Here is a 25,948-nt window from a genome sequence, read left to right as displayed (position 1 = left end):
GGCTTTTTGATTTGAAGAAATTATTTCAATGCTACAAAGATTTCTTCTTTAATGGTATTCAATTCACCCAGGCCATTGACCTTGACGTATTGCGGCGCACCACTGACGCCGGATTTGGCCCAATCAGAATAGTAGCCGATCAGTTGCTCGGTCTGGTTGTGGTAAACCTCCAGACGCTTCAATACCACTTCTTCCTTGTCATCATCGCGTTGTACCAGGTCTTCGCCGGTGACATCATCTTTGCCTTCCACTTTTGGTGGGTTGAATTTGACATGGTAGGTACGACCTGAAGCCGGGTGGCTGCGGCGGCCACTCATGCGCTCAACGATGGCGGCGTCCGGCACATCAATCTCAACCACGTAGTCAATGCCTACGCCGGCCTGTTTCATGGCTTCGGCTTGCGGAATGGTGCGCGGAAAGCCGTCAAACAGGAAACCATTGGCGCAGTCGGCATCTTTAATGCGTTCCTTAACCAGGCCGATAATGACTTCGTCTGGTACCAGGCCGCCTGCATCCATGAATTTTTTGGCTTCAAGACCTAATTGGGTGCCTGCCTTGACTGCTGCGCGCAACATATCGCCGGTGGAAATTTGCGGAATATTGAATTTTTCTTTGATAAAGGTGGCTTGTGTCCCTTTACCGGCACCAGGGGCGCCCAGCAGAATCAAACGCATAACATGCTCCAAAAATGGGTAAGAATAAAAAAACAGAATTATATCAGGCTCTGTTTTAAAGCAGATTTAAAATCAGCTTAAGGCTGCACACAATCGCAAATTGGCTAGCCTCTGCTAAGTGACTATTTTGTTATTAACTTGTTGATATGAATGGTTTTATGATTGATTTTGGCTTGCCAGATAATTGCTGATCGCCACAAACTCGGCCACGCTAAGATTTTCGGCGCGTAACTGCGAATCGATATTCAACGCGCTGAAGCCTGCATCATCAAGCAGTCCTTTAAGTGTGTTGCGCAAGGTTTTGCGGCGCTGGCCAAACGCGGCGGTGACCACTTTGGCAAACAGGGCTTCGTCCGTCGCCGGGAAAGGCAGGCTGGCGTAAGGCACGCAGCGGACAAAGGCAGACTCGACTTTCGGTGCCGGATCAAAGGCTTCGGGCGGCACGGTGACCAGATATTCCATCTGCAAACGGTATTGCAGCATGACCGACAGACGGCCATATTCAGCGTTGGAGGGGGCGGCGACCATACGCTCGACCACCTCTTTTTGCAGCATAAAGTGCATGTCTATGATTTGTGCCGTGTTTTCGAGCAGCTTGAACAGGATGGGGCTAGAGATGTTATAGGGCAGGTTGCCGACGACGCGGATGCGTTCACCCAGGGTGCCGAAGTCAAACTTGAGCACATCCGAATTGTGGATGGTCATTTTTTGCGCCGGATAAAAGCCTTGCATCCATTGAATGATGTCACGGTCGATTTCGACGACGTGCAAGTGGTTCAGCTGTTTGAGCAAAGGCTGTGTCATGGCGCCCAGCCCCGGGCCGATTTCCACCATCAGATCCTCTGCTTGCGGATGAATGGCGTTGATCAGGCTCTGGATAATGCTCTGGTCGATCAGGAAGTTCTGACCAAACTTTTTCTTGGCGATATGTTTCATTTGTGATGAGTCTTGCGGGTATGCGAAAGTGCAATGGCGAGCTGGATGGCACTTAGCATGCTGCCGATATCGGCTTGACCGCTGCCCGCAATATCCAGCGCCGTGCCGTGATCGACCGAGGTGCGGATAATGGGTAAGCCCAGCGTCACATTGACGCCTTGGCCAAAGCTGGCATGTTTGAGCACGGTCAGGCCCTGATCATGGTACATGGCCAGAAACGCATCGGCATGGACCAGGTTTTTCTGCGAAAACATGGTATCTGCGGGCAGGGCGCCCACCAGTAGCATGCCCTCTGTGCGCAACTGTGTCAGCACCGGGTTAATCGTGTCGATTTCTTCCATGCCCAGATAGCCATCTTCCCCTGCATGCGGATTCAGTCCGGCGACATAGATGCGTGGTTGCGGGATGCCGAAGGTGTGTACCAGATCATGGTGCAAAATACGCAGCGTGGTGGTGAGCGAGGCTTGCGTAATGGCGGCGCTCACTTGGGTCAGTGGCAAATGGGTGGTCGCCAGAGCCACGCGCATGCCACCCCCCACCAGCATCATCACTACTTGTGCAGTGCCTGTTTTTTCTGCCAGATATTCGGTGTGGCCAGTAAACGCAATCCCGGCTTCGTTAATGATGCCTTTATGCACGGGAGCGGTCACCATGGCATCCAATTCCCCGGCCTGGCAACCTGCCAGCGCGCGGTCCAGCATCTCTAGTACGGTGCGGCCATTCCGGGGATCCAGTTTGCCTGCCACGACGGGGGCGGCCGTTGGGATGGGCAGCACGGTCAGCGTGCCATCGCCTGCGTGGGAGTGAAGTGGCCGGACGTCCGTGTGTATGGTGAGTGGCATGCCCAGTTGCGCAGCGCGTGCCTGTAAAGCTTGCGGATCAGCCAGTACCACAATCTCTGCTGGCAGGGCGGTATGCGCCAGCTTGACGCAAACATCCAGGCCGATGCCTGCAGGCTCGCCAGACGTAATGGCAATTTTGGGCAAAGCGTTCATGGATGGTGCAGATGCGCCGGTTTCAGTGCGCTGCACTTAAAACTTGTCTTCCAGCCGCATTTCGACAAACGCCTTGTCGCGCAACTCATGAACCCAGTCGTTGTAAGCTTCTTCAGCCTTGCGTGCACGGATTTCCTGACGCGCTTTCAAGCGTTTGGATTCTTTGGACATGTCCTGTTTACGGCGCTCCAGCACCTGGATCAAATGCCAGCCAAACTGGCTACGGACAGGGGCGCTGACTTCGTTGATGGCCAATTCTGCCATGGTTTTTTCAAATACCGGCACAGTGTCACCCGGGCTGATCCAACCTAAATCGCCACCGTTGGAGGCGCTGCCATCGTCCGAATACTGGCGCGCCATGTCCTGGAATGGCGTGCCGTGGTCTATACGCTCTTTAATGCCTTCTATTTTCTGTCTGGCTTCCTTGTCCGACAACACCTCATTCGGTTTGAGCAGAATATGGCGGACATGGGTTTGGTCAACAATCAGCGTGCTGGCGCCCGCACGTCTTTCATTGAGCTTTAGAATGTGCACCCCGCTTGCACTGCGGATTGGGCGAGAGATACCGCCGGGCTGCATGGTTTTAACCAGTTCAAGAAACTGGGCAGGCATCTGCTGACCACTGCGCCAGCCCAGGCCGCCGCCGTCCAGCGCATTCGGTGCATCCGAAAAGTTGGCCGAGGCTTTTTCAAAACTCATGCCGTCCGCCAGCGCTTTCATGATTTGTTCGGTACGTGCTTTGGCTTTTTGAATGTCGTCTGGGCCGCTGTCTTCGGGCAGGCGAATCAAAATCTGCGAGATGTTAAATTCATCCAGTTCGCCTTCTTTTTCCTGTGTCGTCAGGTAGTTATCAATTTCCGCTTCAGAAATATTTACTTTGTTATCAACATCGCGCTCGCGCAGACGGGCGATGATGATGTCATTGCGGATATCTTCACGGAATTTGTAAAAGTTGGTGCCATCTTCTTCGAGCGCTTTTTTAAAAGCGGGCAAGGTGAGGTTGTTTTGTTCGGCTATCCGGTCTATGGTTTTGTCCAACTGCGCATCATCCACCTTGATGCCGGTTTGCGCTGCGAGTTGCAATTGCAGGCTATCGACAATCAACCGCTCCAAAATCTGTTTCTGCAACGCTTCATCGGGTGGCAGGTCAGCGCCTTTTTTGAGCATTTGTGCTTTCACGTATTCCATACGGTTCAGCATTTCACGCTCGGTAATCACGGATTGATCGACCACGGCAATAATGCGGTCCATTTTTTCAATCGGTTTTTTTTCTGCCGCGAATAAGGTTGCAGACTGTCCTGTGATGAGCAAAGCGGTACTCAACGTGAGGATTAAATTCAGTATATGTTTCATCATTGCGCGTTCTGGTCTCTGTAAATTGCCGGGATATCATAAGTGCGCATATAAGTTGGGATATTGCGCTTGATCACATTCAGCGGGTTGGCACCAATAGAGGTCAGCCCACCAAGTTCGAGTTGAAAAAACATGCCGTAGTTCGCATTGGCCGTCGCTGTTTGCACACGTTGCATGACAGCACGTGCCTGCCAGCAGCCCGCATCATACTCAAGTCCGCCCAAAAACTGTACTGCATTGGCGTCACGGATAGAGTAGTTCAAGCGGCTGATGCCGTACCAACCGGAGCCTAGTGGCCATTGCGCTGAAGTATCGATTTGCTCCAGCGTGTTAGCCGTGTAACGGTAGCCGAAGGTAAACGATTTGCCTGGTTCAGGGTTATAGCGCAGCAAGTAATTGTTGCGCTGCATATTGCTTCTTTCTGTATCGTATTGCCAGAAAGTATCCAGATTCAAGCGACTGGAGAGCCTTGCCGTGAAGCCAGCCAGAATGTCCGAGGATTTACTGATACTGGTGGTGGTATTGGGTAGTGTGACTTTCTGGTCTTCAAAATAATAGCGCTGCGCCAGCGTACCACTCAGGCGCTCAATGCCGGTTTCACTGTCAATCAGACGGCTGGTGAGGGCCAGTGTCATCTGGTTGGCATTATTGACACGGTCATCGCCACTGAACTGATTTTCATAAAAAATCGAGTTTTGGTTCAATGTGTTGAGCGAGGTGTCAAAAATCGGAAGCTTGCTCTGGTCTTTATAAGGGATATACACATAGTATGCCCGTGGTTCCAGCGTATGCGTATACGTGGTATCAAACAAGCTGGTCTGACGGTCAAAATACAGACCGGAATCCACGCTCGCGATAGGCAGCGTACGATTCAACTGATTGTATTCCTGAGAATATCCTACGGGTATATTGTTGCTCAAACTGTATTGCGTACTTTGCACACCAATTTTTGGCGTCACATAAGCGTAAGAGTTTTTCATCGGGTATGAAATCGAAGGGTAGACACTCATGCGACTGCCGCTAGGCTTGTCTACCATGCCATCCATGGTTTGAAAATTAACGTATTGCGCCCCAATTTTCGGCTTGAACCCTTTCCACTCGTCGTTGTAGGTAAAGGTCAGTTGGGGTAATCGCTGATAGACAAAGGACACGTTATCCAGGTTTTGGTAGCGCTGAAGGATGCCGTTAAAGGTGACGTGCTCGCTGTTGTAATTGGCAAACACGGCTTGTTGCAAGTTCACACGTGAAGTGACCTGAATCCGGGTCGCTAGGTCTGAAAAGTAAGTATCATCAGAGACCTTTTCAAAGCTGTAGCCGCCAGACCAGTTACTGCCAAAGCTTTGTAAATGCGTGAGCTTGGCGTAGTAACGGGTTTGCCCCGTCATGTTGTCTTTATCCAGATACTCCAGATTGTTGATGCCGGAATAGGTTTCGCCCAGATAGCGGAACTCTCCTTGCAGTTGTAGGCCGCGCTTGCTGAAGTAGTTGGTGGATACCGTGGCATCCATATCCGGGCTGATATTGATATAGTAAGGCGTTAAAAGCTGAAAACCGCTCCGCGAGGTCGTGCCCCACAAGGGCGCAAGAAAGCCGCTTTTACGTTGGTTGTTATACGAAAAGCTCATCCAGGGCGTGTAGAGGATAGGCACCCCTTTGAATTCGACATAGGCATTGGTTGCCACGCCGGTTCTAGAGTAATCGTTCAGTTCCAGGCTATTCGTTTTGATATACCAGTCATCCACATCCGCAGCACAAGAGGTATAGCTGGCGCCTTTCAGGCGTTTGATGTTCTGGCCTTCAAAGAGCACCTGTTTGGCGGTGGCGCGAATGTTGTCAAATGCATTGCTTTTGGTACTGGCCTGGGTGCTGTAAGACTGATTGTCTTCCAGATATCTTTTCGGGTCACTGAGTAAAATTGCCTGATCATTCAGCAAGGGACTACCGTCCTCATCGTTGGGCGGTGGCGGGCTACTCTTGAATTCAATGGATACATCACGCATTTCACCGATGTTTTCGCTCAGGCGCATGCGCAACATCGGGCCGGTGATTTTGGTTTGACCGGCGGTAATCACCGCATTGCCTTCGACTTGCAATTCATCGTTCTGGATATCGTAGCGAATATCATCGCCCGTGACCTGTTGCCCGTCTTTGCGCATCACAGCGTTGCCCGTCGCACGCATTTGACGGTCCATGCGCAGTTGCAGGGTGTCGCCTTCAATCTCAATCGCACCTGGCAAGGTGACCGCCTCTGCCAGCTGAATTTTTTCAGGGGCAGTCTCTTCCTCGGCGCGCAAGTGCTCAGGCGAGAGTGTGCCTATGGCCAGCAATGCCAGAATCAGGCGGATCCCGCGCTCCTGAAAAGTAGATGAGTGAACGTGCAAGTTATTCAAAGAGTGATCGTTTCGGTCAGGCCTGCCGTTGGCAGCGTAATTATTACGGCGAATTTTGGGATGTTAGCCCGATGCCTTGTTTCAATTGCGCTATATTATTCATGAAAACGCTTAAAAAGTCATTTTTCCCTTAAAATGGCTGCCGCATTTTCATCGCAGCGGCCACCAGACAGGCCTATTCAAGATTCGGGATATTTTGTGGATAGAACACAGCACCTTCAGCAATGGCTGACAGACGTACTTCAGCAACCCTTTACGCTCAGCACGGCTTCCGCCGATGCCAGTTTCCGTCGCTATTTCCGCGTACATCTGGCCGCAGAAACCCTGATTGCCATGGATGCGCCACCGCCCCAGGAGGATTGCCGTCCTTTTGTCCGCGTGGCCGAGCAGTTGCTGGCCGCGGGGCTGAATGTGCCAAAGATTCTCGCGCAAGATCTGGAACAAGGGTTTTTGCTGCTCAGTGATCTGGGCAATGACACCTATTTGTCGCAGCTCAATGCCGGCAATGCCAAAGCCTTGTATGGTGATGCATGCCAGGCCTTGATCAAGATGCAACTGGCGACCCAGCCCGCCGCCTTGCCGCCTTATGACAGTGCGTTGCTCATGCGTGAGTTACAGTTGTTCCCCGAATGGTATGTGGGCAAGCATTTGGGCAAAACGCTGACCCCGGAGCAGCAAGCGGTGATGGACAAGACATTTGCCTTGCTGGTCGACAATATTTTGCAGCAGCCACAAGTGACCGTGCATAGAGACTATCACGCGCGCAACTTGATGGTTACCGCCGAGCATAATCCCGGCGTACTTGATTTTCAGGATGCCGTGATCGGGGCGATTACTTATGACCTGGTTTCGCTGTTCAAGGATGCCTATATCCACTGGGATGAAGAAATCATGATGGATTGGGTAGTCCGTTATTGGCAGTCTGCCAAACAGGCCGGGTTGCCCGTGAATACTGATTTTGGCGAGTTTTATCGTGATTTTGAATGGATGGGCGTTCAGCGGCATATCAAGGTGCTGGGGATTTTTGCGCGGCTGTATCACCGGGATGGCAAGTCGGGCTATCTTAAGGATATGCCGCTGGTGATGCAATATCTGCAAGCCGCTTGCGAGCGCTATGTAGAGTTGCGCCCTTTCCTTAAGTTGCTGAAGACGCTAGAGGCGGCATGAAGATGCGCGCCATGATTCTGGCCGCTGGTCGCGGTGAGCGCATGCGGCCGCTGACCGACCACACGCCCAAACCCTTGCTGGCAGTGGGCGGCAAGTCCTTGATCGTCTGGCATATTGAGCGCCTGGCGCAAGCAGGAATCACTGAGATTGTCATTAATCATGCGCATCTGGGGGCGCAGATTGAAGCCGCGCTGGGCGATGGTGACCGCTGGCAGGTGAATATCAGTTACAGTGCAGAAAGTACGGCGCTGGAAACTGCGGGGGGGATTGCCTATGCCTTGCCGCTATTAGGGACGCAACCATTTCTGGTGGTGAATGGCGATGTCTATACCGATATTGACTATGCACGCCTGGCGCTCCCCGCCGGTAAACTGGCGCATCTGGTCATGGTGGATAATCCGCCACAACATCCGTCCGGAGATTTTGGCCTGGTCAATGGCCTGCTGCAAGAAGACGCCAGCCATAAGCTGACGTTCTCAGGTGTGGGGGTTTATCATCCAGACTTGTTTGTAACGGTGACGCGCGGGCAGCCAGCCAAACTGGCGCCGTTATTAAAAGCCGCAATGCGGCAGCAACAAGTCAGCGGGCAGCACCATGCCGGGGTCTGGCATGACATTGGGACGCCGGAACGATTAAAACAACTGGATGAATGGTTAAGCAGATCATAACAAGCAGTAAAAAGGGAGCATCATGAAACCACCGTACGAGCATAAAACAGACAAGCTGGCGCATCAGGCCTTGATGTGGATAGAACGTTTAGGATTGGGGCTAGTGACACTGGCCACCTTCTTTTCACTGGCGCATGAACTGTCGCGTATGTGGAACGCCGGCATGGTCGGCCTGGGCGATTTGTTGCAGCTGTTCCTGTATCTGGAAGTCTTTTCCATGATCAACAGTTATTTTGGCTCTGGCAAACTGCCGATGCGCTACCCAATTTATATCGCCATGGTGGCCCTGGCGCGATATTTGTTGCTGGATATGAAAGAAATGACAGAGACGCATATGCTGGCGGTGTCTGCCGCGATTCTGATTCTGGCCGTTTCGGTCTTGGTGATGCGTTTTGGCCATGCCCGCTATCCCTATGAGGATATTCCCCAGCAAAAACGGGATTTGTTGTAATTGGCCGCTGAGGTCCTCAGCGGCACGGCTTAGGCAGCAACAAGGGCTTCGCTGGACTGGGTGACGCGGTTGCGGCCATTGGCTTTTGCCGTATACAGGGCCTGATCGGCACGGCTGAACAGGTCCTCTGGCTGTTCGCCAGGCTGGTAGGCGGCCACGCCCAATGAGATGGTAATGTTGGAAATCATATGCTGCGTGATGGTGTTTTTGATATTGATCGCAGCAACTTTATGCCGGATTTGCTCGGCGATTTCACGCGCGGTTTCCAGCTGCGTATTCGGTAGCAGCAACACAAACTCTTCACCGCCATAGCGCGCCGCCGTGTAGCTGTTGCCGGCAACGGTTTTAAAAATGCTGGCAACTGCCTGGATCACTTTGTCGCCAAACAAGTGGCCATAGCTGTCATTCACCTTTTTGAAGTAATCAATATCCGCAATAATCAGGCTGGTATCGACGATGTGCTGTTGCAGGCAATCGTGCAACGCCACGTCAAAGCCCTTGCGGTTCATGAGGCCAGTCAACCCGTCTTGCAATGCTTCTTGTCTGGCCTTGATCATTTCGTTTTTGAGCGCGTCTACCTCTTCCAGACTTGAGCTCAATTTGCCTTGCAAATGGTTGAGGCTATTGGTCATCATCAGCGTTTCTGACAGCAATGAGTCCAGTTGCAAAGCCAGTTGCGGCTCCTGTTGCTGGATCTCGTTAGACCAGGCATCCAGGGTTTTACTGTATTCGCTTGTTTGCAGCCCGGTTTTTTCGGTCGAGCTGCGCATTTCGGTGACGACTTGGCTGAAACGTTCTACCAGTTTTTTTGCATGATCGGTATCAATGCCGGCAATATGCTTGTTAAAGACATGGGCCGTGCTTTTTTCATTGAGTTTTTTTTCTTTTTCAATCAGTGCGTTGACCTCATCAATCAGGCGCGCATGTTCGCCGGACGAGTATTCATACCAGACCGTATAGCTGACTGGATGAAAGGCGGCATCCTGCATCGACATATGGTGGATGGCTTGCCGCAGGTGCTCTGCACTTTTTTCTTTGGTGACTTCGTATTGCATCATGGTTTTCCGCGATGTTCAGTTCAACACTAGGTAATCTTTATTTGTGATTAGGGCATACTGGATAACATATCGGCAGCTGCACGGAATTCTTGAGGCCAGGCCCTTTGCCTGCGAGGGCCGACAGTTTTTTTAGTAGAATAGCCACGATGATTCCAAGTTGATCCCGCATCAAGTAGCCCCATGAAAAACGAAGATTTATTACAACTGGTCAGCGTCAAAATGCCTTATGGCAAGTATCAGGGACGCTTGATTGCCGATTTGCCCGGTCACTATTTAAACTGGTTTGCCCGAGAAGGCTTTCCACGCGGTGAGTTGGGGCGGTTGCTGCAATTGATGCAGGAGATCGACCACAATGGTTTGTCGCCATTACTCAACCCCTTACGCGAAACGCACAGGCATGACGATATTTAAAGGGATTGTTTTGCTGATCGTGCTGTTGTCTGGGCAGGCCAGCAAAGCCGAAGAAGCCTGGCAGTCGCCGGAGTACCTGCAACTTGCCTTTGCTGAGGTCGCGTTACACAACGAATACCGGCCGGGGGAGTTTGGGGTGCGCAAGTGGTTAAAGCCGGTCAAGGTATGGCTGGTACACCATGCCGACGAACAGGAAAAGCATACAACACTGACGCGCTACCACCTTCAGCATCTGGCGCAAATTACCGGGCATGCTGTGGGTTTTGCCAGCAGTGCGGCTGACGCCAATATGATCGTGATTTTTAGCGAGGCGGCACAATGGCAGCAGGATTTGAGAACGGTGAGTGGCAATCCAAACATGCAGCCGCCAGACGACGCGGTCTGCATGTTTGGGTCTACCGCTGATGCCGGGCAGGCGCTCAAGCGGGCCTGGGTGGTGATTCCGGTGGATCATGCGCAAGCGCACCGGTCGCTGGTCTCGTGCATCGTAGAAGAGATCACCCAGGCCATGGGCTTGCCCAATGATTCCGAGCGGGTGTTTCCTTCGGTTTTTAACGATAAAACGCCCGAAGCTTTGCTGACGGGTCTAGATGCCTTGTTGCTCAAAATGCTGTATTTACCCGCTATCAAGCCTGGCATGCATGCCGCCCAGGTGCGACCCATCCTGGCACGTCAACTGCAACGATGGCAACAAGATGGCACCATAGAACAAGCTGAGCAATCGGTCAGGCGATCACCACTGTATGAGATGATGGGATTTTGATTGCGGGTGCCTGGCAGGCAGGGGGAACCAATCCAGCAATCGCCGACCAAATACGCTACAATGCCCAACCATCCAGGATTAGCTTTGAGTGTTTCCATGCAAGAGTTTTCTCGCCGCCGCCAGCAGTTGATCAACCACATGCAGGCCGGTATTGCGATCATTCCTACCGCGCCCGAAGTGACACGCAACCGCGATAGTCACTATCCCTACCGCTTTGACAGCTATTTTTATTACCTGACCGGCTTTAAAGAGCCGGAAGCGGTGTTGGTGCTGATGGCCGGACCCCAGCCCAAAAGTATTTTGTTTTGCCGTGACAAAGACCTGGACCGCGAAATCTGGGATGGTTTCCGTTATGGCCCTGAAGCTGCCAAAACAGTGTTTGGCTTTGATGAGGCTTACTCGATCGCGCAGCTGGACACCGAACTGCCCAAGCTGATGGCAAATCAGCCGGTCTTGCATTTTAGTCTGGGTGCAGACAGTGCTTGGGACAGCAAAGTCACTGCTTGGTTGAATGCGGTCAAAGCACAAACCCGCTCTGGCATGCAAGCGCCCGCCCAACTGCTTGATGTGCGTCAAGCGCTGGATGCCATGCGTCTGCTTAAATCGTCCGAGGAGATGGACGTCATGCGCCGGTCAGCACAGATTGCTGCCACCGCGCATAACCGTGCCATGCAGCACACCCGTCCCGGGCAATGGGAGTATGAGGTCGAAGCGGAGTTTTTACACACGTTTTATCGCCATGGTGCGCAAGCGCCTGCTTATACCAGCATTGTGGCCGGGGGTGCCAATGCCTGCACCCTGCATTACAACTTTAACAATGCCCAGCTCAAAGATGGGGATTTGCTGTTGATTGATGCTGGCTGTGAACTGGATGGTTACGCCTCGGACATCACGCGTACCTTCCCGGTGAATGGTCGCTTCAGTGGCCCACAAAAGGACTTGTATGAATTAGTGCTGGCAGCCCAGGCAGCCGCTTTGGGTAAAGTGAATACGCAGCAGCACTGGAATGCGCCGCATGAAGCTGCGCTCGAAGTGTTGGTGGATGGCTTCATTCACTTTGGTCTGTGCCACGGCAGCCGCGACGCGGTGCTCGAAACTGGTAGCTACCGCCAGTTTTACATGCACCGCACCGGGCATTGGCTGGGCCTGGACGTGCATGATGCCGGCGAGTACAAAACAGCCGACGGTGCATGGGTCATGTTACAGCCTGGTCATGTGTTGACCGTAGAGCCAGGGTGCTATGTGCGTCCTGCAGACAATGTGCCGCCGCATTTCTGGAATATCGGTATCCGTATCGAGGATGATGTGCTGGTCACCGAGCACGGCCATGAAGTGTTGACCGCCGCTGCGGTCAAAACCGTCGCTGATATCGAAGCGCTGATGGCGCAACGCTGATCTTTTGCAACGGATTTCGGCTAGGTCTAAAAGACTCTTTTAAAAAATGTATTTTTTGAGTGTATTTTTGTCATACAAATGGATGCAGCATGCAATTGATTGAACATCCTGTCGTGATTGGCGGTGGCCCGGTCGGGTTGGTGCTGGCCTTGTCTTTGCAGCAGGCTGGTGTGCCGGTCACCGTGCTTGAAGCGCAGGCGCCAGGCGCCATGTATGGCGATGGCCGTGCCCTGGCCTTGTCTTTTGGCACGCGCCAGGTGTTGGAGCAATTGCAAGTATGGTCCATGTTGGCCGATGCGGTCACTGCCATTGAAACCATTCATGTGTCACAGCAAAAAGGTTTGGGCCGCACCGTGCTCAAAGCACAAGAGCATCAGCTACCGGCGCTGGGCTATGTGGTGTCTTATGGCGTGTTGATGCGGGCGCTGGATGCGCGCCTGGCGCAATTGACCACTGGCATTAAGCTGTATTACGAAGCTCCGGTGACGGACTTACAGGTGCATGCCAGTGCCGCCGATATTGTATATACGGCAGCCGATGGGCAACGGTACTCACTGTCTACGCCGTTAGCGGTGGTGGCCGATGGCGGCCGGAGTCTGGAGGCTATTCCGGGCTTGCAGCGCGACACCAAGCATTATGGGCATGATGCACTGGTAGGCCTGGTGCAAACTGAACTGCCACACCGGCAGATTGCCTACGAGCGCTTTACGCCACGTGGCCCGATGGCGCTGCTACCGAATGGCGACCAGTTTTCACTGGTGTGGACGGGCGAGCAGGCGTATATCGACGAGATTGCTGCGCTTGATGATGCCGCCTTTTTGCACGCCCTGCATGCCGCCTTTGGTGACCGCGTCGGCCGCTTTCTGCATGCCGGAAAACGCTTCAGGTTCCCGCTTAAATTAAGCAAACTGGAACAGACGTTTGCGGCGCATTGCGTGGTCATCGGCAATGCGGCGCAAACCATGCATCCGGTCGCCGGTCAGGGCTTTAATGTCGGCATCCGTGATGCGGTGGCGCTGGCCGAGAATGTGGCGTCTACGACATCGCATGAGTGGGGCGCTGACCACCGCTTGCTCGCCTACCAGGCGTCCAGACAGCGTGATACCGGGCGTGGCTTGCAGTTTACCGATTTTCTGGTCAATGTATTTTCAAATGATTTGATCGGGGTGGGCGTGTTGCGTGGTGCGGGGCTGGGGATGCTCAGCATGTTACCGATGGCCCGGCGTTTTCTGGTGGAAAAAATGAGTTATGGACGCTGAAAAGCACTTGATGCAGACAGACGTAGTGATTGTCGGTGCTGGGTTGGTGGGGCTGACCGCTGCCATCGCCTTGTCCCGTCTGGGCAAGCAGGTGGTCCTGACGGATGCAAAGCCACCGTTTGAGCTGCCAGCAGGCTGGGCCGACGATCAGTTAGACTGGGACAGCCGGATCTATGCGCTGACCAATCAAACCATGGACTGGTTAGCTGAGATTGGCGTCTGGCAGCATGTGCCTGCGCAGCGCGTGAACCCGGTCAACGCCATGCATTTATGGTCACCGACGCAGCATCATGTCCTGCCCAGCCTGAGCCTGACAGCCAAGGAAGCGCATCTGGCCCAAATGGGCTGCATTGTCGAGAGTCAGGCCTTGATGCAGGCGTGCTGGACTGTGTTGGCAGACGCCGACGTAACGGTCATCACCGACGCACCGGCGCAATCCTTGCAACAATTTGGTCATCAAATCCGTGTAGCATTGCCGCAGCAAACGATAGAAGCACAATTATTGATAGGCGCAGACGGCGCGAGTTCATGGGTGCGCTCGCAGTGTGGCGTCGGCGTGGAGCAAGTGGACTTTGCGCAGACGGCGCTGGTCACCAATTATGTTGCCACACAAGCGCATCAACACGTGGCAAGGCAGTGGTTTGGTGCCCATGAAACGCTGGCCTTGCTGCCGATGCCTGAGCAGCAGGTGTCATTGGTCTGGGCCTTACCCCACGCCGAGGCCGCCCGCATGCAGGCGCTGTCTGCCGGTGAGCTGGCAGTCGCAGTTGAACACCGCTGTGGTCAGGTCTTGGGCCCACTGACGCCTAATGGTGCTGTGGTGGCGTTTCCCCTCAGGCAGAATACAGCTGAAACCATGGCGTTGCCCAATATCCTGTTGCTCGGTGATGCCGCACACCAGGTGCATCCTATGGCCGGGCAGGGGGTCAATTTGGGCTTCGAAGATGTGCAAGCCTTATGTGCGGAAGTCGCACGCTTGCCGGGCATTAAGCCCTTGGGGGATGTTAACGTGCTGCGGCATGTCATGCGTGGCCGTCAACGCGATATCCGAAGCATGCATGCCCTGACGCGAGGACTGGATTTTCTGTTTGCGCGTCCACAGGCACTGTGGACGCATGCCGCCTTGCTTGGCTTACGCGGCGTTGAAAACAGTGCTATGCTGAAACGTTTTTTAATTCGCACCGCGACGCAAGCGTAGCGCCCGGTGCACGTTCGAGAAAGAGTTGGTATGAAAAAATACAACGCAACGGCTGTCATCAAGGCCTTGGGGGCCCTCTGTCTGCTGTGGTCTATGGGCAGCGTGGCAGATGAAGCCAGTCTTAAGAAACAGATAGAGAGTGCCTATCCAAAATTCAAGGTGGATAGCGTGACCAAAACCCCTTACGCCGGATTGTACGAAGTGTACATGGGTGGCCAGATCATCTATACCGATGATAAATTCAGTTTTTTGATAGCTGAAGGCCGCCTGGTAGATCCGAAAACCAAAAAAGACCTGACCGGTGAGCGTATGGATGAGCTCACTAAAATTGATTTTAATACGCTGCCTCTGGATCAGGCCATCAAGGTGGTCAAAGGCAATGGCAGTCGCAAGCTGGTGGTGTTCTCGGATGTGGATTGCCCATTCTGCAAGCGTCTTGAGCAAAAAGAGCTCACCAACATTAACGATGTCACCATTTACACCTTTTTGTATCCGATTGAACAGCTGCACCCGGATGCGGCCAACAAATCGCGTAGCATCTGGTGTGCCAGCAACCGTGTAAAAGCCTGGCAAGACTGGATCATGAACAACAAGCTGCCGACCACTACTGCCAAGTGCGATGTGCCGCTGGAAAAAGTCGGCGAACTGGCGCATAAAGTCGGGGTCAACAGCACGCCGACCATGTTCTTTGAAAACGGTAAACGCATGCTGGGTGCGCAGCCTTATGATGAGATTGAAAAGTCCTTGCAGGCTGCTAGCAAAAAAGCCATGTAAGCACGGTGTATATTCATTTGCGTTAAAAACAAACAAGGGGCGTAAAGCCCCTTGTTTTTTACCCGGTTGTTTTATCACGCAGGCGCGTGTATTTGCCTAGCCGCCACCACTGACCACTTTACCCATTTTGAAGATGGGCATGTACATGGCCACCACCAGCCCGCCAATCAGCACGCCGAGCACCACCATGATCACCGGTTCCATCAGGCTGGAAATCGCTGCGACTGCATCATCGACTTCGCCCTCATAAAAATCGGCCACTTTGGTCAGCATGCTGTCCAATGAGCCAGACTCTTCACCAATCGCGGTCATCTGGATCACCATATTCGGGAAGACATTGGTGTTTTGCATGGCCACGGTGAGACTGGTCCCGGTACTGACCTCGCTTTGAATCTTTTTGGTAGCATCAAAATACACTTGATTGCCCGAAGCCCCTGCCACAGAGTCCAGCGCTTCTACCAGCGGCACGCCCGCGGCGAACATGGTGGAGAGCGTACGCGCAAAGCGGGCAATGGTGGCTTTGCGGATGAGTTCACCAAAAATCGGCAGGCGTAGCATTAGCCGATCCATGGTCGCCTGTAGTTTTGCCGAGCGTTTCCAGGTATAGAAAAAGAACCACAGGCCGCCACCCAGACTACCAAAAATAGCCCACCACCATTTTACAAAAAAGTCTGACAGGTTAATCACTACCACTGTCGGGCCAGGCAAGTCTGCGCCAAAGCTGCTGAACAGCTCTTTGAACGAGGGCACCACAAAAATCATGATGACGGCGGTAATGACAAACGCCACCACGATAATCGAGGTCGGGTATACCAGCGCTGATTTGATCTTGCTCTTGATGGCGAGGATTTTTTCCTTGTAGGTTGCCAGGCGTTCCAGTAAGGCATCCAGAATCCCGGCCTGCTCGCCAGCGCCCACCAGATTGCAAAATAACTGGTCAAAATGTAGCGGGTATTTTCGGAAGGCCGCGCTCAGGCTGCTGCCTGTTTCAACATCGGCCTTGATGTCGCCCAACAGTTTGGAGACCGCAGGGTTGTGGTGGCCCTTACCGACAATGTCAAATGCCTGCAGCAAAGGCACGCCAGCTTTCATCATGGTCGCCAGCTGGCGGGTGAACAGCGTGACATCTTTTTCTGACACCTTGCCTTTGGTCGCCAGCGAACTTTGCTTTTTCACTTTGCTGACACTGATGCCCTGGCGGCGTAAGGTCGCATTGACGACGGCCTCGCCGTTGGCGCGCATCTCGCCCTTGACCAGCTTGCCTTTGCGGTCTTTACCTTCCCACAAATATACAGATTGTTTGATATTGCCAGTCGCCATAATGTCTTCTTAAAAAGTGAATGCCTACCCGTGTTACTCGTTGGTGACTGCTTCGACTTCCTCAATCGAGGTGAGTCCCTGTTTAACCTTGAGCAAGCCAGACTCGCGCAGATCTTTCACGCCTTCGCGTTTGGCCTGCGCGGCAATGTCCATGGCGTTGCCGTGAGACATGATGATGCGCGCGATTTCCTCGGTGATCGGCATCACCTGATAAATCCCCACCCGTCCTTTGTAGCCATTGTTGCAATGTTCGCAGCCCCCTGGTTTGGCACCGTATAACTGCCAGCTGCCATCCAGATCAGCTTCGGTAAAGCCCACTTTCAATAGTGCTTCCTTGGGGACATTCAGCGGCACTTTGCAATGCTTGCACAACCGTCTTGCAAGGCGCTGTGCAGTAATTAACGTCACGGCAGAGGCAATATTGAAGGGGGCGACTCCCATATTTAACAAACGGGAGAGGGTAGTAGGCGCATCGTTGGTATGCAGGGTGGACAGCACCATATGCCCGGTCGATGCGGCCTTGATGGCCATATCTGCAGTTTCCAGGTCGCGGATCTCACCAATCATGATGATGTCCGGGTCCTGACGCAAAAAGGATTTAAGGGCTGCAGCGAAGGTCAGCCCCTGTTTGTCATTGACGTTGACCTGATTAATGCCCGCCAGCGGAATTTCGGCAGGATCTTCTGCGGTTGAGATATTGACGCCGGGATCATTGAGTAAATTCAGACAGGTATACAGCGAGACGGTTTTACCCGAACCGGTGGGCCCGGTGACCAGTACCAGACCGTATGGGCGGTGAATGGCCTTGAGTAGCGCCTCCTGTTGTGGTGCCTCGTAGCCGAGCGCTTCAATGCCCAGCGTGGCACTGGAGGGATCCAGAATCCGCATGACAATTTTTTCGCCATGGATCAGTGGCAAAGTGCTGACACGGAAATCAATTGCGCGTGTTTTTGACAGGATCAGCTTCATGCGGCCATCCTGCGGAATTCTTTTTTCCGAGATGTCCAGGTTAGAAATCACCTTGATGCGTGAAGCCAGCTTTTCCTTGATGGCCAGCGGAGGCTGCGACATATCCCTCAACACGCCATCGACGCGAAAGCGGATACGGTAAAATTTTTCATAAGGCTCAAAGTGCAAGTCAGACGCGCCCATATTAATGGCATCCATCAAGATTTTTTGCAGGAACTTGACCACTGGGGCATCATCGACTTCCTGCATGATATCCGCTTCGGGCTCTTCGCTGCTTTCCTCCAGGCCAAGATCAAAATCATCCCCCCCTGCATTGAGTGCAGACATGCTGGTGTCTTTGGATTCGACAATTTTGTCTATCCATTTGCCCAGTTTGTCATCTTCCACCACAATCGGGAACAAGGTTGCACCCATTTGAAACTGGATGGTGTCCAGCGCATGCAGATTGGTCGGGTCAGACAGGGCAATATAGGCCACATTGCCCTTTTGTTGCAGCAGCAGCACGCGATGCGACTGCATCAGTTTGATATCAATGCCTTTGTCAGGCAGCAGATTCTGTTCAAGTGCATCCAGGTCAAAAAAAGGAAAACCAAACGCTTGTGAGGCAGAGAGCGCGATTTCTTTGGGTGAGATTTTCTTTTGTGCCAGCGTCGCGGCGAGGAAGCTGGCTTTTTGGCTCTGACATTTTTCTTGCAGGGTGGCCGCTTCTTCTTCACTCATCAGCGAAGATTGCACCAGCATGCGGGCCATGCCGCCCAGTTTTTTTGTGCTTTCCAGTGTGGCCATAGCGTTCTGAGTCTGTTTCCAAAATCCTTAAATACGCCGTTTAATCGACTGATATAACAATACTTTCTACCTCAGTATATGGGGTCCAGGCGGGATTCAAATCGCAGAAAAGACGCGTTCTGATGCAGCTTTTGTGCAAATTTTAGGGAGTTTTCTTGACTTAACTCAAAAGATACAAAAATAGTCTTGACTTTTAAATTATGCTCACTTATAAATCCTTAAGGCGTTTGGGTTCAGGTTTTTTGTGGCCGTCTTTAAGTAAAGCAAAGCTTGTTTATTGCGACTGGAGTACTTGAGACAAACTTTTGGGGGCGCCTCCCTGTTAAGTAAAAAAGTAAGGAAGTAAAATGGCAACAGGTACCGTAAAGTGGTTTAACGACTCTAAGGGCTTTGGATTCATTACTCCGGATGATGGTGGTGACGATTTGTTCGCGCACTTCTCCGCAATCGTTGAATCTGGTTACAAAAGCTTGAAAGAAGGTCAGCGCGTATCCTTTGATGTGACTGAAGGTCCAAAAGGGAAGCAGGCCTCCAATATACAAAAAGCATAATTTTTGTTTTAGGGGTAAAAAATACAAAACGGCTCGCCATAGCGAGCCGTTTTTTTATGCTGGGCCTTGCGTGTCTGCTTACGCCATCTGTTTGATAATCTCGTCACCAAACTCAGCGGTGCCCACTTGCGTCGCGCCTTCCATCTGGCTGCTGAAGTCGCCGGTCACGCGTTTGCTGGCGATGGCCTTGGCCACACCGTGCAACACCAGGTCCGCAGCTTCCACCCAGCCCATGTGGCGTAGCATCATTTCGGCTGACAAGATCAGGGAACTCGGGTTGGCCAGGTTTTTACCGGCGATTTTAGGCGCGGTACCATGTGTAGCTTCAAACATGGCAACGGTGTCGCTCAAGTTCGCGCCTGGGGCAATGCCAATGCCGCCGACTTGTGCTGCCAGCGCATCACTCATGTAGTCACCGTTCAGGTTCAGTGCAGCGACAACATCGTAATCTTCAGGATGCAACAGAATCTCTTGCAGGAAGGCGTCGGCGATACAGTCCTTGATGACGATGCCGTTCGGCAGTTTGCACCATGGGCCACCATCAATCAGTTCTGCGCCAAACTCTTCTTTGGCCAGCTGGTAGCCCCAGTCACGGAAGCCACCTTCGGTGAACTTCATGATGTTGCCCTTGTGGGTGATAGTGACTGATTTGCGGTTGTTATCAATCGCGTATTGAATGGCTTTGCGGATCAGGCGCTTGCTGCCATCGATGGAGACTGGCTTGATGCCGATGGAAGAGGCTTCAGGGAAGCGGATTTTCTTGCGTACACCCATGTCGCTCAGGAAGTTGATGACTTTTTTCACTTCCTCCGTGCCAGCTGCCCATTCGATGCCAGCATAAATGTCTTCAGTGTTTTCACGGAAAATCACCATGTCGGTTTTTTCAGGGTGTTTGACCGGACTAGGCACGCCTGTGAAATACTGGATAGGGCGCAGACACACGTACAAGTCTAGCTCTTGGCGCAAGGTCACATTGAGTGAACGGATGCCGCCGCCAACCGGAGTCGTCAGCGGCCCTTTGATTGAAATCACATAGTCTTTGAGGGCTGCCATGGTTTCGTCAGACAACCAGGTGTCTTTGTCATACAGCGTGGTGGATTTTTCACCGGCATAGACTTCCATCCATGAAATCTTGCGTTTGCCGCCATAGGCTTTTTCAACCGCAGTATCCACAACTTTGATCATGGGGGGCGTGATGTCAACGCCGATGCCATCGCCCTCGATAAACGGGATAATAGGTTGGTCAGGAACATTTAGGGTATTATCAGCATTGACGGTGATTTTGCTGCCAGTGGCGGGCACCTTGATTTTAGACATAGCACTTTCCATGTTATTACTGTTTAACAAACCCTTTAACGTCGTATGCCAGTTTACTGCGCATGAAAAACACCCGACGCTCAAGGACTATATTCCGATTCCCAACGTTTATGCCGCCGGGCGGTTAGATACCGATTCTGAGGGATTGCTTATTCTAACCGATGACGGCGCATTACAACATCGTTTGAGCCATCCCAAGCACAAACAGGTCAAAACCTATTGGGCGCAAGTGGAAGGCGCTCCTACACAAGCAGATTTGATGCCATTGCTGCGCGGCGTCGATTTGGGCGATTTTGTCACGCAGCCGGCGCAGGTCAGAATCATCGATGAACCTGACCATTTATGGCAGCGTGACCCGCCTATTCGGGCGCGCAAACAGATCCCGACCACCTGGCTGGAGATTAAAATCAGTGAGGGCAAAAACCGCCAGGTACGGCGGATGACCGCGCACGTCGGCTTTCCGACCCTGCGCCTGATCCGTTATGCGATTGGGCCTTACACATTGGACGGAATCTTGCTTGGGCAATATCAGGAAGTCAGTTATAAGAAGGTAATGTCATGAAACAGGTGGTGGTATTCAGGCACGCTTGCTGCGAGGGTGCTGGTTATTTGGGCACTTTTTTAGCGCAGCATGCCATTCCTTGGTGCGAGGTGCGCATTGATAAAGGCGAGCCCGTGCCTGACTCAGTCGAGGCATATAGTGGCATTGTGTTGATGGGCGGCCCCATGAGTGTCAACGATGACCTGCCCTGGATTCCGCCTTTACTCCAATTGATTCGCCAGGCAGTAGAAAAAGATGTCCCTTTGCTTGGGCACTGCCTGGGAGGGCAGTTAATCAGCAAGGCGTTGGGCGGTGTGGTGAGTAAAAACCCGGTCAAAGAAATAGGCTGGGGACAAGTGCAGGTGGCAGACGATCCTGCCGCACGAGACTGGTTTGGTGACTTGCAAGTGTTTAACAGCTTTCACTGGCATGGCGAAACGTTTTCGGTGCCGCAAGGGGCAACGCATGTGTTATCCAGCCCGTATTGCGTCAACCAGGCTTATGTCATGGGCAAACATATCGGTTTGCAATGCCATATTGAAATGACACCCGACATGGTCAAAATGTGGACGGAGCAATGGAAAAACGATATTGCCACCTCGGCCGCCAGCCCAGCGGTCCAGTCTGCAGAGACCATGCTGGCAAAAGTGAGCGAGGATTGCGACGTCTTGCACGCTGTCGCCGACAAGGTGTATAGCCGCTGGATTCAGGGCTTGGTCTAGCGCCATCTTCGCATGGGCGAGTTAGTGCTCGTCCTCCATTCCGCTCTGTTTAGGCTGCAGTTTTTGCATGGCATAACGCCTTTGTTTGTAACGGTTGTATTGCCACAGGTATTGCACCGGGCATTGGGATACCTGCCGCTCAATCGCCTGGTTCAGCAGTGCGGGCGTCTGTATGTCTTCGACCTTGGACAGATGGATATGAAAGCCTTCGCCAGCGGGCAGGCGTTCACCAAACGCCATAATGACCGTTGCGCCTGATTTCACGGCTAGTTTGCTGGCTAGCCCCATGGTATAAGCCGGTTTGCCAAAAAAATCGGCCCATTCGCCTTCACCATTTCGCGGAATCTGGTCAGGTAAAATGCCAATGGCTTCCCCACGTTTGAGCGCTTGCAGCAGTTTTTTGACCCCGGCGGCGTTGGCGGGCGCCAGCGCAACCTGGCCTTTTTGCCTGCCTTCTTGTAGCAGGCCTTCCAGCCAGGTCAGTTTGGGGGGGCGATAGAGCACGGTGATCGGGTGTTGGCTGCCATAATAAATAGAGGTGATTTCAAAGCAACCCAGATGTGGTGTGAGAAAAATCAAGCCTTTGCCCGCACGTTGTGCTGCTTCAACCAAGTGCCAGCCAGTCGTTGCTTTTACCAACGGCAGCAAGCCGGATTGTGGGGCGCCCCAGATAAACAGGGATTCCATCAGGGATTTACCTGCTTCTATCCGGCTATCTTTGGCCAGTTGCTGAACTGCTGCCTTGTCTTTGCACAGGCCACTTTGGTGAATATTCTCAATAGCGATACCGGTACTTTTTTGATCAAGATGCCAGCTTAATCGACCAATCACTGCGCCCAGACGGTGGACGCAGCCTAAGGGTAACTTTGAAAGCCATTTGCAAAAAAACACCAACATCAAAAAATCTGCCTCGTGGAAAATCGCACTCAGGGTGCATTCTGTTAAAATCCACCCCCTAATCCTGCCATATTAACAAATCGTCGTTTGCTAACCCGTCTATTCGCTGATTAATTTTGAAAATAAGTGAGATTCAAACCGAAGAGGGCCGTGTCCGCGATGCCCTGATTGCGCAGCGCATGGACCACTTTGATGCCTGGTGGCAACTGGCGATTGCCTGGCTGGAGCCACCCAATCTGGAAAGAGGCGGTTGGAGTGGGGTCGGGCGCTGGCAATTGCCATGTGCTGATCATCAACTGGTTGAACTCTATGTGAAACGCCAGCAGAACCATACCCGCTTTAGCTGGCGCTATCCCTGGCGTGGCTTGCCGACCTTTATGGTTGAATATGACATGCTCAAGTATTTACGGGCGCAGGGGGTGAGGGTGCCAGAGGTGGTTTACGCGGGCGTACGCGATGTGCCAGCGGGCCGTCAGGCCATCCTGGCTACGCAGGCACTGCAAGGCTATGAGGAGCTTACTCCGTATTGCACGGCGGCCAATATGACTGCCAATCCGCCGTTGCTGATTGCTGTCGCACAGGCGTTAAAAACATTGCACGCTGCGGGCATACAGCATCGGGCGCTATACCCCAAGCACCTGTTTGTCCGCGCGCTGCCTGAGCACAAAACGTCTGGCGCTTATGAGATTGCATTTATTGATCTCGAAAAAGCCAAGCATATGAGGCTGCCAGCCTGGCAACGCTTGCGGGATTTGCGGCAATTCATGAGCCGTTTGCAGGATTGGCCGGACAGCCTGTTGTATCAGCTGTATCAAGCCTATGCAAGCGAGCATGGCCAGTGTTACCAACGCTGCGGCTGGTGGTGGCTGCGCTGGGGATTGAAGCGTTTAAACAAGAGATAATGAAACATGGTTAATTCACTGTTAATACTGACATCGAGTAGCACGGGCAACAATATCTTCTGTACGCCGGCTATCCGGTTTTTGCGCAAGCATCTGCCACAGGCACGCATTGATGTAGTCGCGCTGAATGCCCTGAGCGCACAGGTGTTTGAACACAACCCGGCCATCAACAAGCTGTGGGTGACCAGTAGTCTCCGCCGCGTCAATAAGCTCGCGCAGGACTATGACGCGGTACTGGCGTTTAATAAAAATGCGCTCAAAAAGCTGCCTTTTAATGATCCGCGCCTGCAACTGGCGACCATCGATAAAACCGATGTGCATTATGCGGAACAACTGCTAGCCTTTTGTCAGCAATGGTTGAGCCAGCAGCTACAGCGCCAGATTGAAATCACCGATGAAGACCGTTGCTATGCAATCTACAGCGCGCCCGGTCAGGTGAGCTTGTTGTCACGCTTTGAGGTGCAGCCTGCAGACACCGTGATCAATATTCACCTGGGCTGTGGCACCACGCTATTGCATGGCTGGAAGTTTTTTTACGCCAGGCGTGCCGATGATAAAAAACTGTGGTCGATTGATGCCTATATTGAATTGGGACAATTGCTGGTACAAGCCATCCCGGGCGTACGACTGGTGATTACCGGCACCAGCAATGAAGCCTTTCTGGCAAAGAAATTCGCCAAGGCGGTGCCTAACAGTATTAACCTCGCAGGTAAAACCACGGTGGCAGACTTGCGCCAGCTGATGGAGCGCTCCAATTTGTTTATCTCACATGATTGTGGTGTATTTCACGTCGCAGCTGCCGCCCAAGTGCCGATGCTGGGGCTGTTTGGCCCGACCAATCACTTGTTGACTGGGCCTTATCCGCACCGCGCCAACCGGCAATTGATTAAAAAAGACAGCATGGCGGACATACGCCCGCAAGAAGTATTGCAGCAGGCGCTCTTGCTGTTAGGACGACCTGCGCAAGCATGACCCTGCACCAGTTCACTTCGCCGGGCCCCATCCGCATTGAATTTGCCATGGACGCCCAGCCGCCCTTGCAATTGGACACGCTGGTCCGCGTGCTCAAGGAGCGGCGCTGGGTGTTGCGTGGAATTTGGGATGGCCAGGCGATCTATGCCAAGCTATTTGCGGGCAAGGAAGCGTCACGTTACGCCACGCGGGATGCGGACGGCGCGCGCCGCATGCTGGCTGCGGGCATCCGTACGCCAGCCTTGTTATGGCAAGGCACACTGCATGACGGCACCCAGCCGCTAGCCGCATTGATTTATGCCGCTGTTCCCAATGCGGTCAATGCCGCAGAAGCTTATTCCGCATGCCCTGCAGAGGGCAGATATGCTTTGCTGGCGCTGCTGGTTGAGGCCTTGGCAGCACAGCATGTCGCAGGATTATGCCAAACCGATTTGCATTTAAAGAATTTTTTATTGGCAGAAGGCGTGGTGTGGGCCATTGATGGCGATGGGATCCGTCAGCAAACACTGAGCCGCAAACAGGCGCACCTGCAACTCGCCGAGTTGATTTCGAAGTTGCAGGTACTGGATCAGATGCAGTGGACGCAACGGCTACTGGATGTCTATTTGCATGCACGCGGCTGGCCGCGCAGCCTCACAGCTGCACAAGTATTGGCTTGGGCGCAACAGATGAAGACGCGTGAGGTGGAACACTACGTCACGCGTAAAATTTTCCGAACCTGTAGCGATGTGACCTGGCAACAGACGGCTCAAAGTGTGCAGGCGGTCAGTACCGCTGGCGGATTGCATCCCACCGACTTGCCTGCGCTGGAAGTGGCCATGCATGTGGGGCAGACCCTGAAGGCGGGCAACACCTGCACCGTGGGTCATACCCAGTTGCAAGATCAGCCTGTCGTGATCAAGCGCTATAACATCAAGCACTGGCTGCATGCCTTGAGCCGGGCCTGGCGGCCCAGTCGGGCGGCCGCCTCGTGGCAAAATGCACACCGCCTGCAATATTACGGCATGCTGACCCCGCAACCCATGTTGATGTACGAACGCCGTTACTGCGGGCTGCGTGGCCGCGCGTATTTTGTCTCCGCATTTAGCCCCTGGCCCGATGTGCTGTCCTTTTTTCAGCAGCCTCGCGATCCTGCGCTTGAGGCACAGGTGGTGGAGCAATTGGTCATGCTTTGTTATCAATGGTATCTGCTCAAAATGTCACATGGCGACCTCAAAGGCAGCAATTTGCAGGTCACCGATCAAGGCCAGATCGTGGTGATTGATCTGGACAGCATGCGCCAGCATCACTGTGCGCAAATGGCCTTGCGCGCACATGCACGCGACCTGCGGCGGCTGCTGCAAAATTGGAAACCGGATAGTTCACTGTATAATGCGCTGGTGGATAGATTTAAAACGGTTTATCCAGACCATACGCCACTCACCCTGGCGGGCATTTCCATTTAATCCATTCGATTGATTTGATCGTTACGCGAGTTTC

At 53.0% G+C, this 25,948-nt stretch carries 25 protein-coding genes; 15 read left to right on the top strand and 10 right to left on the bottom strand.

What is annotated here, in order from left to right:
- Positions 1-20 precede the first annotated feature (20 nt).
- The 5 genes from adk to INP77_RS02800 all read right to left on the bottom strand — a co-directional run bounded on the left by adk (position 21) and on the right by INP77_RS02800 (position 6,348).
- Complete coding sequence (gene adk / locus INP77_RS02820; RefSeq protein ID WP_194747172.1) at positions 21-674, bottom strand: adenylate kinase; 654 nt, start codon at positions 672-674, stop codon at positions 21-23.
- Between the two features lie 156 nt (positions 675-830).
- Entirely contained in the window at positions 831-1,610 is a 780-nt protein-coding gene (gene rsmA, locus INP77_RS02815; RefSeq protein WP_194747171.1) for a 16S rRNA (adenine(1518)-N(6)/adenine(1519)-N(6))-dimethyltransferase RsmA, read from the bottom strand.
- Complete coding sequence (gene pdxA / locus INP77_RS02810) at positions 1,607-2,605, bottom strand: 4-hydroxythreonine-4-phosphate dehydrogenase PdxA (RefSeq protein WP_194747170.1); 999 nt, start codon at positions 2,603-2,605, stop codon at positions 1,607-1,609. The genes rsmA and pdxA overlap by 4 nt, the downstream gene beginning before the upstream one ends.
- A gap of 36 nt (positions 2,606-2,641) precedes the next feature.
- Positions 2,642-3,961, bottom strand: coding sequence for a peptidylprolyl isomerase (locus tag INP77_RS02805; protein ID WP_194747169.1), 1,320 nt, complete (start codon positions 3,959-3,961; stop codon positions 2,642-2,644).
- Complete coding sequence (locus INP77_RS02800; protein WP_194747168.1) at positions 3,958-6,348, bottom strand: LPS-assembly protein LptD; 2,391 nt, start codon at positions 6,346-6,348, stop codon at positions 3,958-3,960. Before INP77_RS02800 ends, INP77_RS02805 begins: the two co-directional genes overlap by 4 nt.
- 198 nt (positions 6,349-6,546) lie before the next feature.
- Between INP77_RS02800 and INP77_RS02795 the strand changes: the two genes are divergently transcribed.
- The 3 genes from INP77_RS02795 to INP77_RS02785 are packed head-to-tail and all read left to right on the top strand — an operon-like array spanning position 6,547 to position 8,634.
- A complete protein-coding gene (locus tag INP77_RS02795; RefSeq protein ID WP_338657048.1) occupies positions 6,547-7,515 on the top strand; it encodes a phosphotransferase in 969 nt (322 codons plus the stop codon).
- Positions 7,516-7,517: 2 nt separating this feature from the next.
- On the top strand, positions 7,518-8,183 hold the full coding sequence (murU, locus tag INP77_RS02790) for an N-acetylmuramate alpha-1-phosphate uridylyltransferase MurU (protein WP_194747534.1): 666 nt from the start codon (positions 7,518-7,520) through the stop codon (positions 8,181-8,183).
- Between the two features lie 22 nt (positions 8,184-8,205).
- Positions 8,206-8,634, top strand: coding sequence for a phosphate-starvation-inducible protein PsiE (locus tag INP77_RS02785; RefSeq protein ID WP_194747166.1), 429 nt, complete (start codon positions 8,206-8,208; stop codon positions 8,632-8,634).
- A 29-nt stretch (positions 8,635-8,663) separates the two neighbouring features.
- On the opposite strand, the gene INP77_RS02780 is transcribed toward INP77_RS02785, so the two are convergent.
- A complete protein-coding gene (locus INP77_RS02780) occupies positions 8,664-9,692 on the bottom strand; it encodes a diguanylate cyclase (RefSeq protein WP_194747165.1) in 1,029 nt (342 codons plus the stop codon).
- Between the two features lie 180 nt (positions 9,693-9,872).
- Here INP77_RS02780 and INP77_RS02775 point away from each other — a divergent pair, with 180 nt between their 5' ends.
- The 6 genes from INP77_RS02775 (at position 9,873) to INP77_RS02750 (ending at position 15,492) form a co-directional block, all read left to right on the top strand.
- Positions 9,873-10,103 carry a DUF3820 family protein gene (locus tag INP77_RS02775; protein WP_194747164.1) on the top strand — a complete coding sequence of 77 codons (231 nt, stop codon included), beginning with the start codon at positions 9,873-9,875 and terminating at the stop codon, positions 10,101-10,103.
- Entirely contained in the window at positions 10,090-10,866 is a 777-nt protein-coding gene (locus INP77_RS02770) for a DUF2927 domain-containing protein (RefSeq protein ID WP_194747163.1), read from the top strand. Before INP77_RS02775 ends, INP77_RS02770 begins: the two co-directional genes overlap by 14 nt.
- A gap of 96 nt (positions 10,867-10,962) precedes the next feature.
- The gene (gene pepP / locus INP77_RS02765; protein ID WP_194747162.1) at positions 10,963-12,261 is read left to right on the top strand and encodes a Xaa-Pro aminopeptidase; all 1,299 of its coding nucleotides are present in this window, start codon (positions 10,963-10,965) and stop codon (positions 12,259-12,261) included.
- Positions 12,262-12,350: 89 nt separating this feature from the next.
- Positions 12,351-13,520 carry an FAD-dependent monooxygenase gene (locus INP77_RS02760; protein ID WP_194747161.1) on the top strand — a complete coding sequence of 390 codons (1,170 nt, stop codon included), beginning with the start codon at positions 12,351-12,353 and terminating at the stop codon, positions 13,518-13,520.
- Positions 13,510-14,718, top strand: a complete 1,209-nt coding sequence (locus INP77_RS02755) for an FAD-dependent monooxygenase (protein WP_194747160.1) — start codon at positions 13,510-13,512, stop codon at positions 14,716-14,718. Before INP77_RS02760 ends, INP77_RS02755 begins: the two co-directional genes overlap by 11 nt.
- Positions 14,719-14,748: 30 nt before the next feature.
- Entirely contained in the window at positions 14,749-15,492 is a 744-nt protein-coding gene (locus INP77_RS02750) for a DsbC family protein (RefSeq protein ID WP_194747159.1), read from the top strand.
- Between the two features lie 96 nt (positions 15,493-15,588).
- Here INP77_RS02750 and INP77_RS02745 read toward each other — a convergent pair whose 3' ends face one another.
- On the bottom strand, positions 15,589-16,812 hold the full coding sequence (locus INP77_RS02745) for a type II secretion system F family protein (RefSeq protein ID WP_194747158.1): 1,224 nt from the start codon (positions 16,810-16,812) through the stop codon (positions 15,589-15,591).
- A 33-nt stretch (positions 16,813-16,845) separates the two neighbouring features.
- Positions 16,846-18,567 carry a type IV-A pilus assembly ATPase PilB gene (gene pilB, locus INP77_RS02740; RefSeq protein WP_194747157.1) on the bottom strand — a complete coding sequence of 574 codons (1,722 nt, stop codon included), beginning with the start codon at positions 18,565-18,567 and terminating at the stop codon, positions 16,846-16,848.
- A 347-nt stretch (positions 18,568-18,914) separates the two neighbouring features.
- On the opposite strand from pilB, the gene INP77_RS02735 reads away from it, so the two are divergent.
- Positions 18,915-19,118 carry a cold-shock protein gene (locus tag INP77_RS02735; protein ID WP_013441419.1) on the top strand — a complete coding sequence of 68 codons (204 nt, stop codon included), beginning with the start codon at positions 18,915-18,917 and terminating at the stop codon, positions 19,116-19,118.
- A gap of 78 nt (positions 19,119-19,196) precedes the next feature.
- On the opposite strand, the gene icd is transcribed toward INP77_RS02735, so the two are convergent.
- Positions 19,197-20,447, bottom strand: coding sequence for an NADP-dependent isocitrate dehydrogenase (gene icd / locus INP77_RS02730; protein WP_194747156.1), 1,251 nt, complete (start codon positions 20,445-20,447; stop codon positions 19,197-19,199).
- On the opposite strand from icd, the gene INP77_RS02725 reads away from it, so the two are divergent.
- Both INP77_RS02725 and INP77_RS02720 read left to right on the top strand, forming a co-directional pair.
- Entirely contained in the window at positions 20,446-20,997 is a 552-nt protein-coding gene (locus tag INP77_RS02725) for a pseudouridine synthase (RefSeq protein WP_194747155.1), read from the top strand. The two genes, icd and INP77_RS02725, sit on opposite strands and share 2 nt — an antisense overlap.
- The gene (locus INP77_RS02720) at positions 20,994-21,698 is read left to right on the top strand and encodes a type 1 glutamine amidotransferase (protein ID WP_194747154.1); all 705 of its coding nucleotides are present in this window, start codon (positions 20,994-20,996) and stop codon (positions 21,696-21,698) included. The genes INP77_RS02725 and INP77_RS02720 overlap by 4 nt, the downstream gene beginning before the upstream one ends.
- 21 nt (positions 21,699-21,719) lie before the next feature.
- Here the strand turns inward: INP77_RS02720 and INP77_RS02715 are convergent, their stop codons facing one another.
- On the bottom strand, positions 21,720-22,595 hold the full coding sequence (locus INP77_RS02715; RefSeq protein ID WP_194747153.1) for a lysophospholipid acyltransferase family protein: 876 nt from the start codon (positions 22,593-22,595) through the stop codon (positions 21,720-21,722).
- A 116-nt stretch (positions 22,596-22,711) separates the two neighbouring features.
- Here INP77_RS02715 and INP77_RS02710 point away from each other — a divergent pair, with 116 nt between their 5' ends.
- Genes INP77_RS02710 through INP77_RS02700 form a run of 3 tightly spaced genes read left to right on the top strand, consistent with a single transcriptional unit; the run spans position 22,712 to position 25,914 of the window.
- Positions 22,712-23,497 (top strand): lipopolysaccharide kinase InaA family protein, encoded by a 786-nt coding sequence (locus tag INP77_RS02710; protein ID WP_194747152.1) that lies wholly within the window; start codon positions 22,712-22,714, stop codon positions 23,495-23,497.
- A gap of 6 nt (positions 23,498-23,503) precedes the next feature.
- Complete coding sequence (locus INP77_RS02705) at positions 23,504-24,469, top strand: glycosyltransferase family 9 protein (RefSeq protein WP_194747151.1); 966 nt, start codon at positions 23,504-23,506, stop codon at positions 24,467-24,469.
- On the top strand, positions 24,466-25,914 hold the full coding sequence (locus INP77_RS02700; protein ID WP_194747150.1) for a lipopolysaccharide kinase InaA family protein: 1,449 nt from the start codon (positions 24,466-24,468) through the stop codon (positions 25,912-25,914). The genes INP77_RS02705 and INP77_RS02700 overlap by 4 nt, the downstream gene beginning before the upstream one ends.
- Positions 25,915-25,948 lie beyond the last annotated feature (34 nt).

It is taken from the genome of Methylophilus sp. 13, assembly GCF_015354335.1.
Classification (GTDB): Bacteria; Pseudomonadota; Gammaproteobacteria; order Burkholderiales; family Methylophilaceae; genus Methylophilus; species Methylophilus glucosoxydans.
This window is presented reverse-complemented; position numbering and strand designations above follow the sequence as displayed.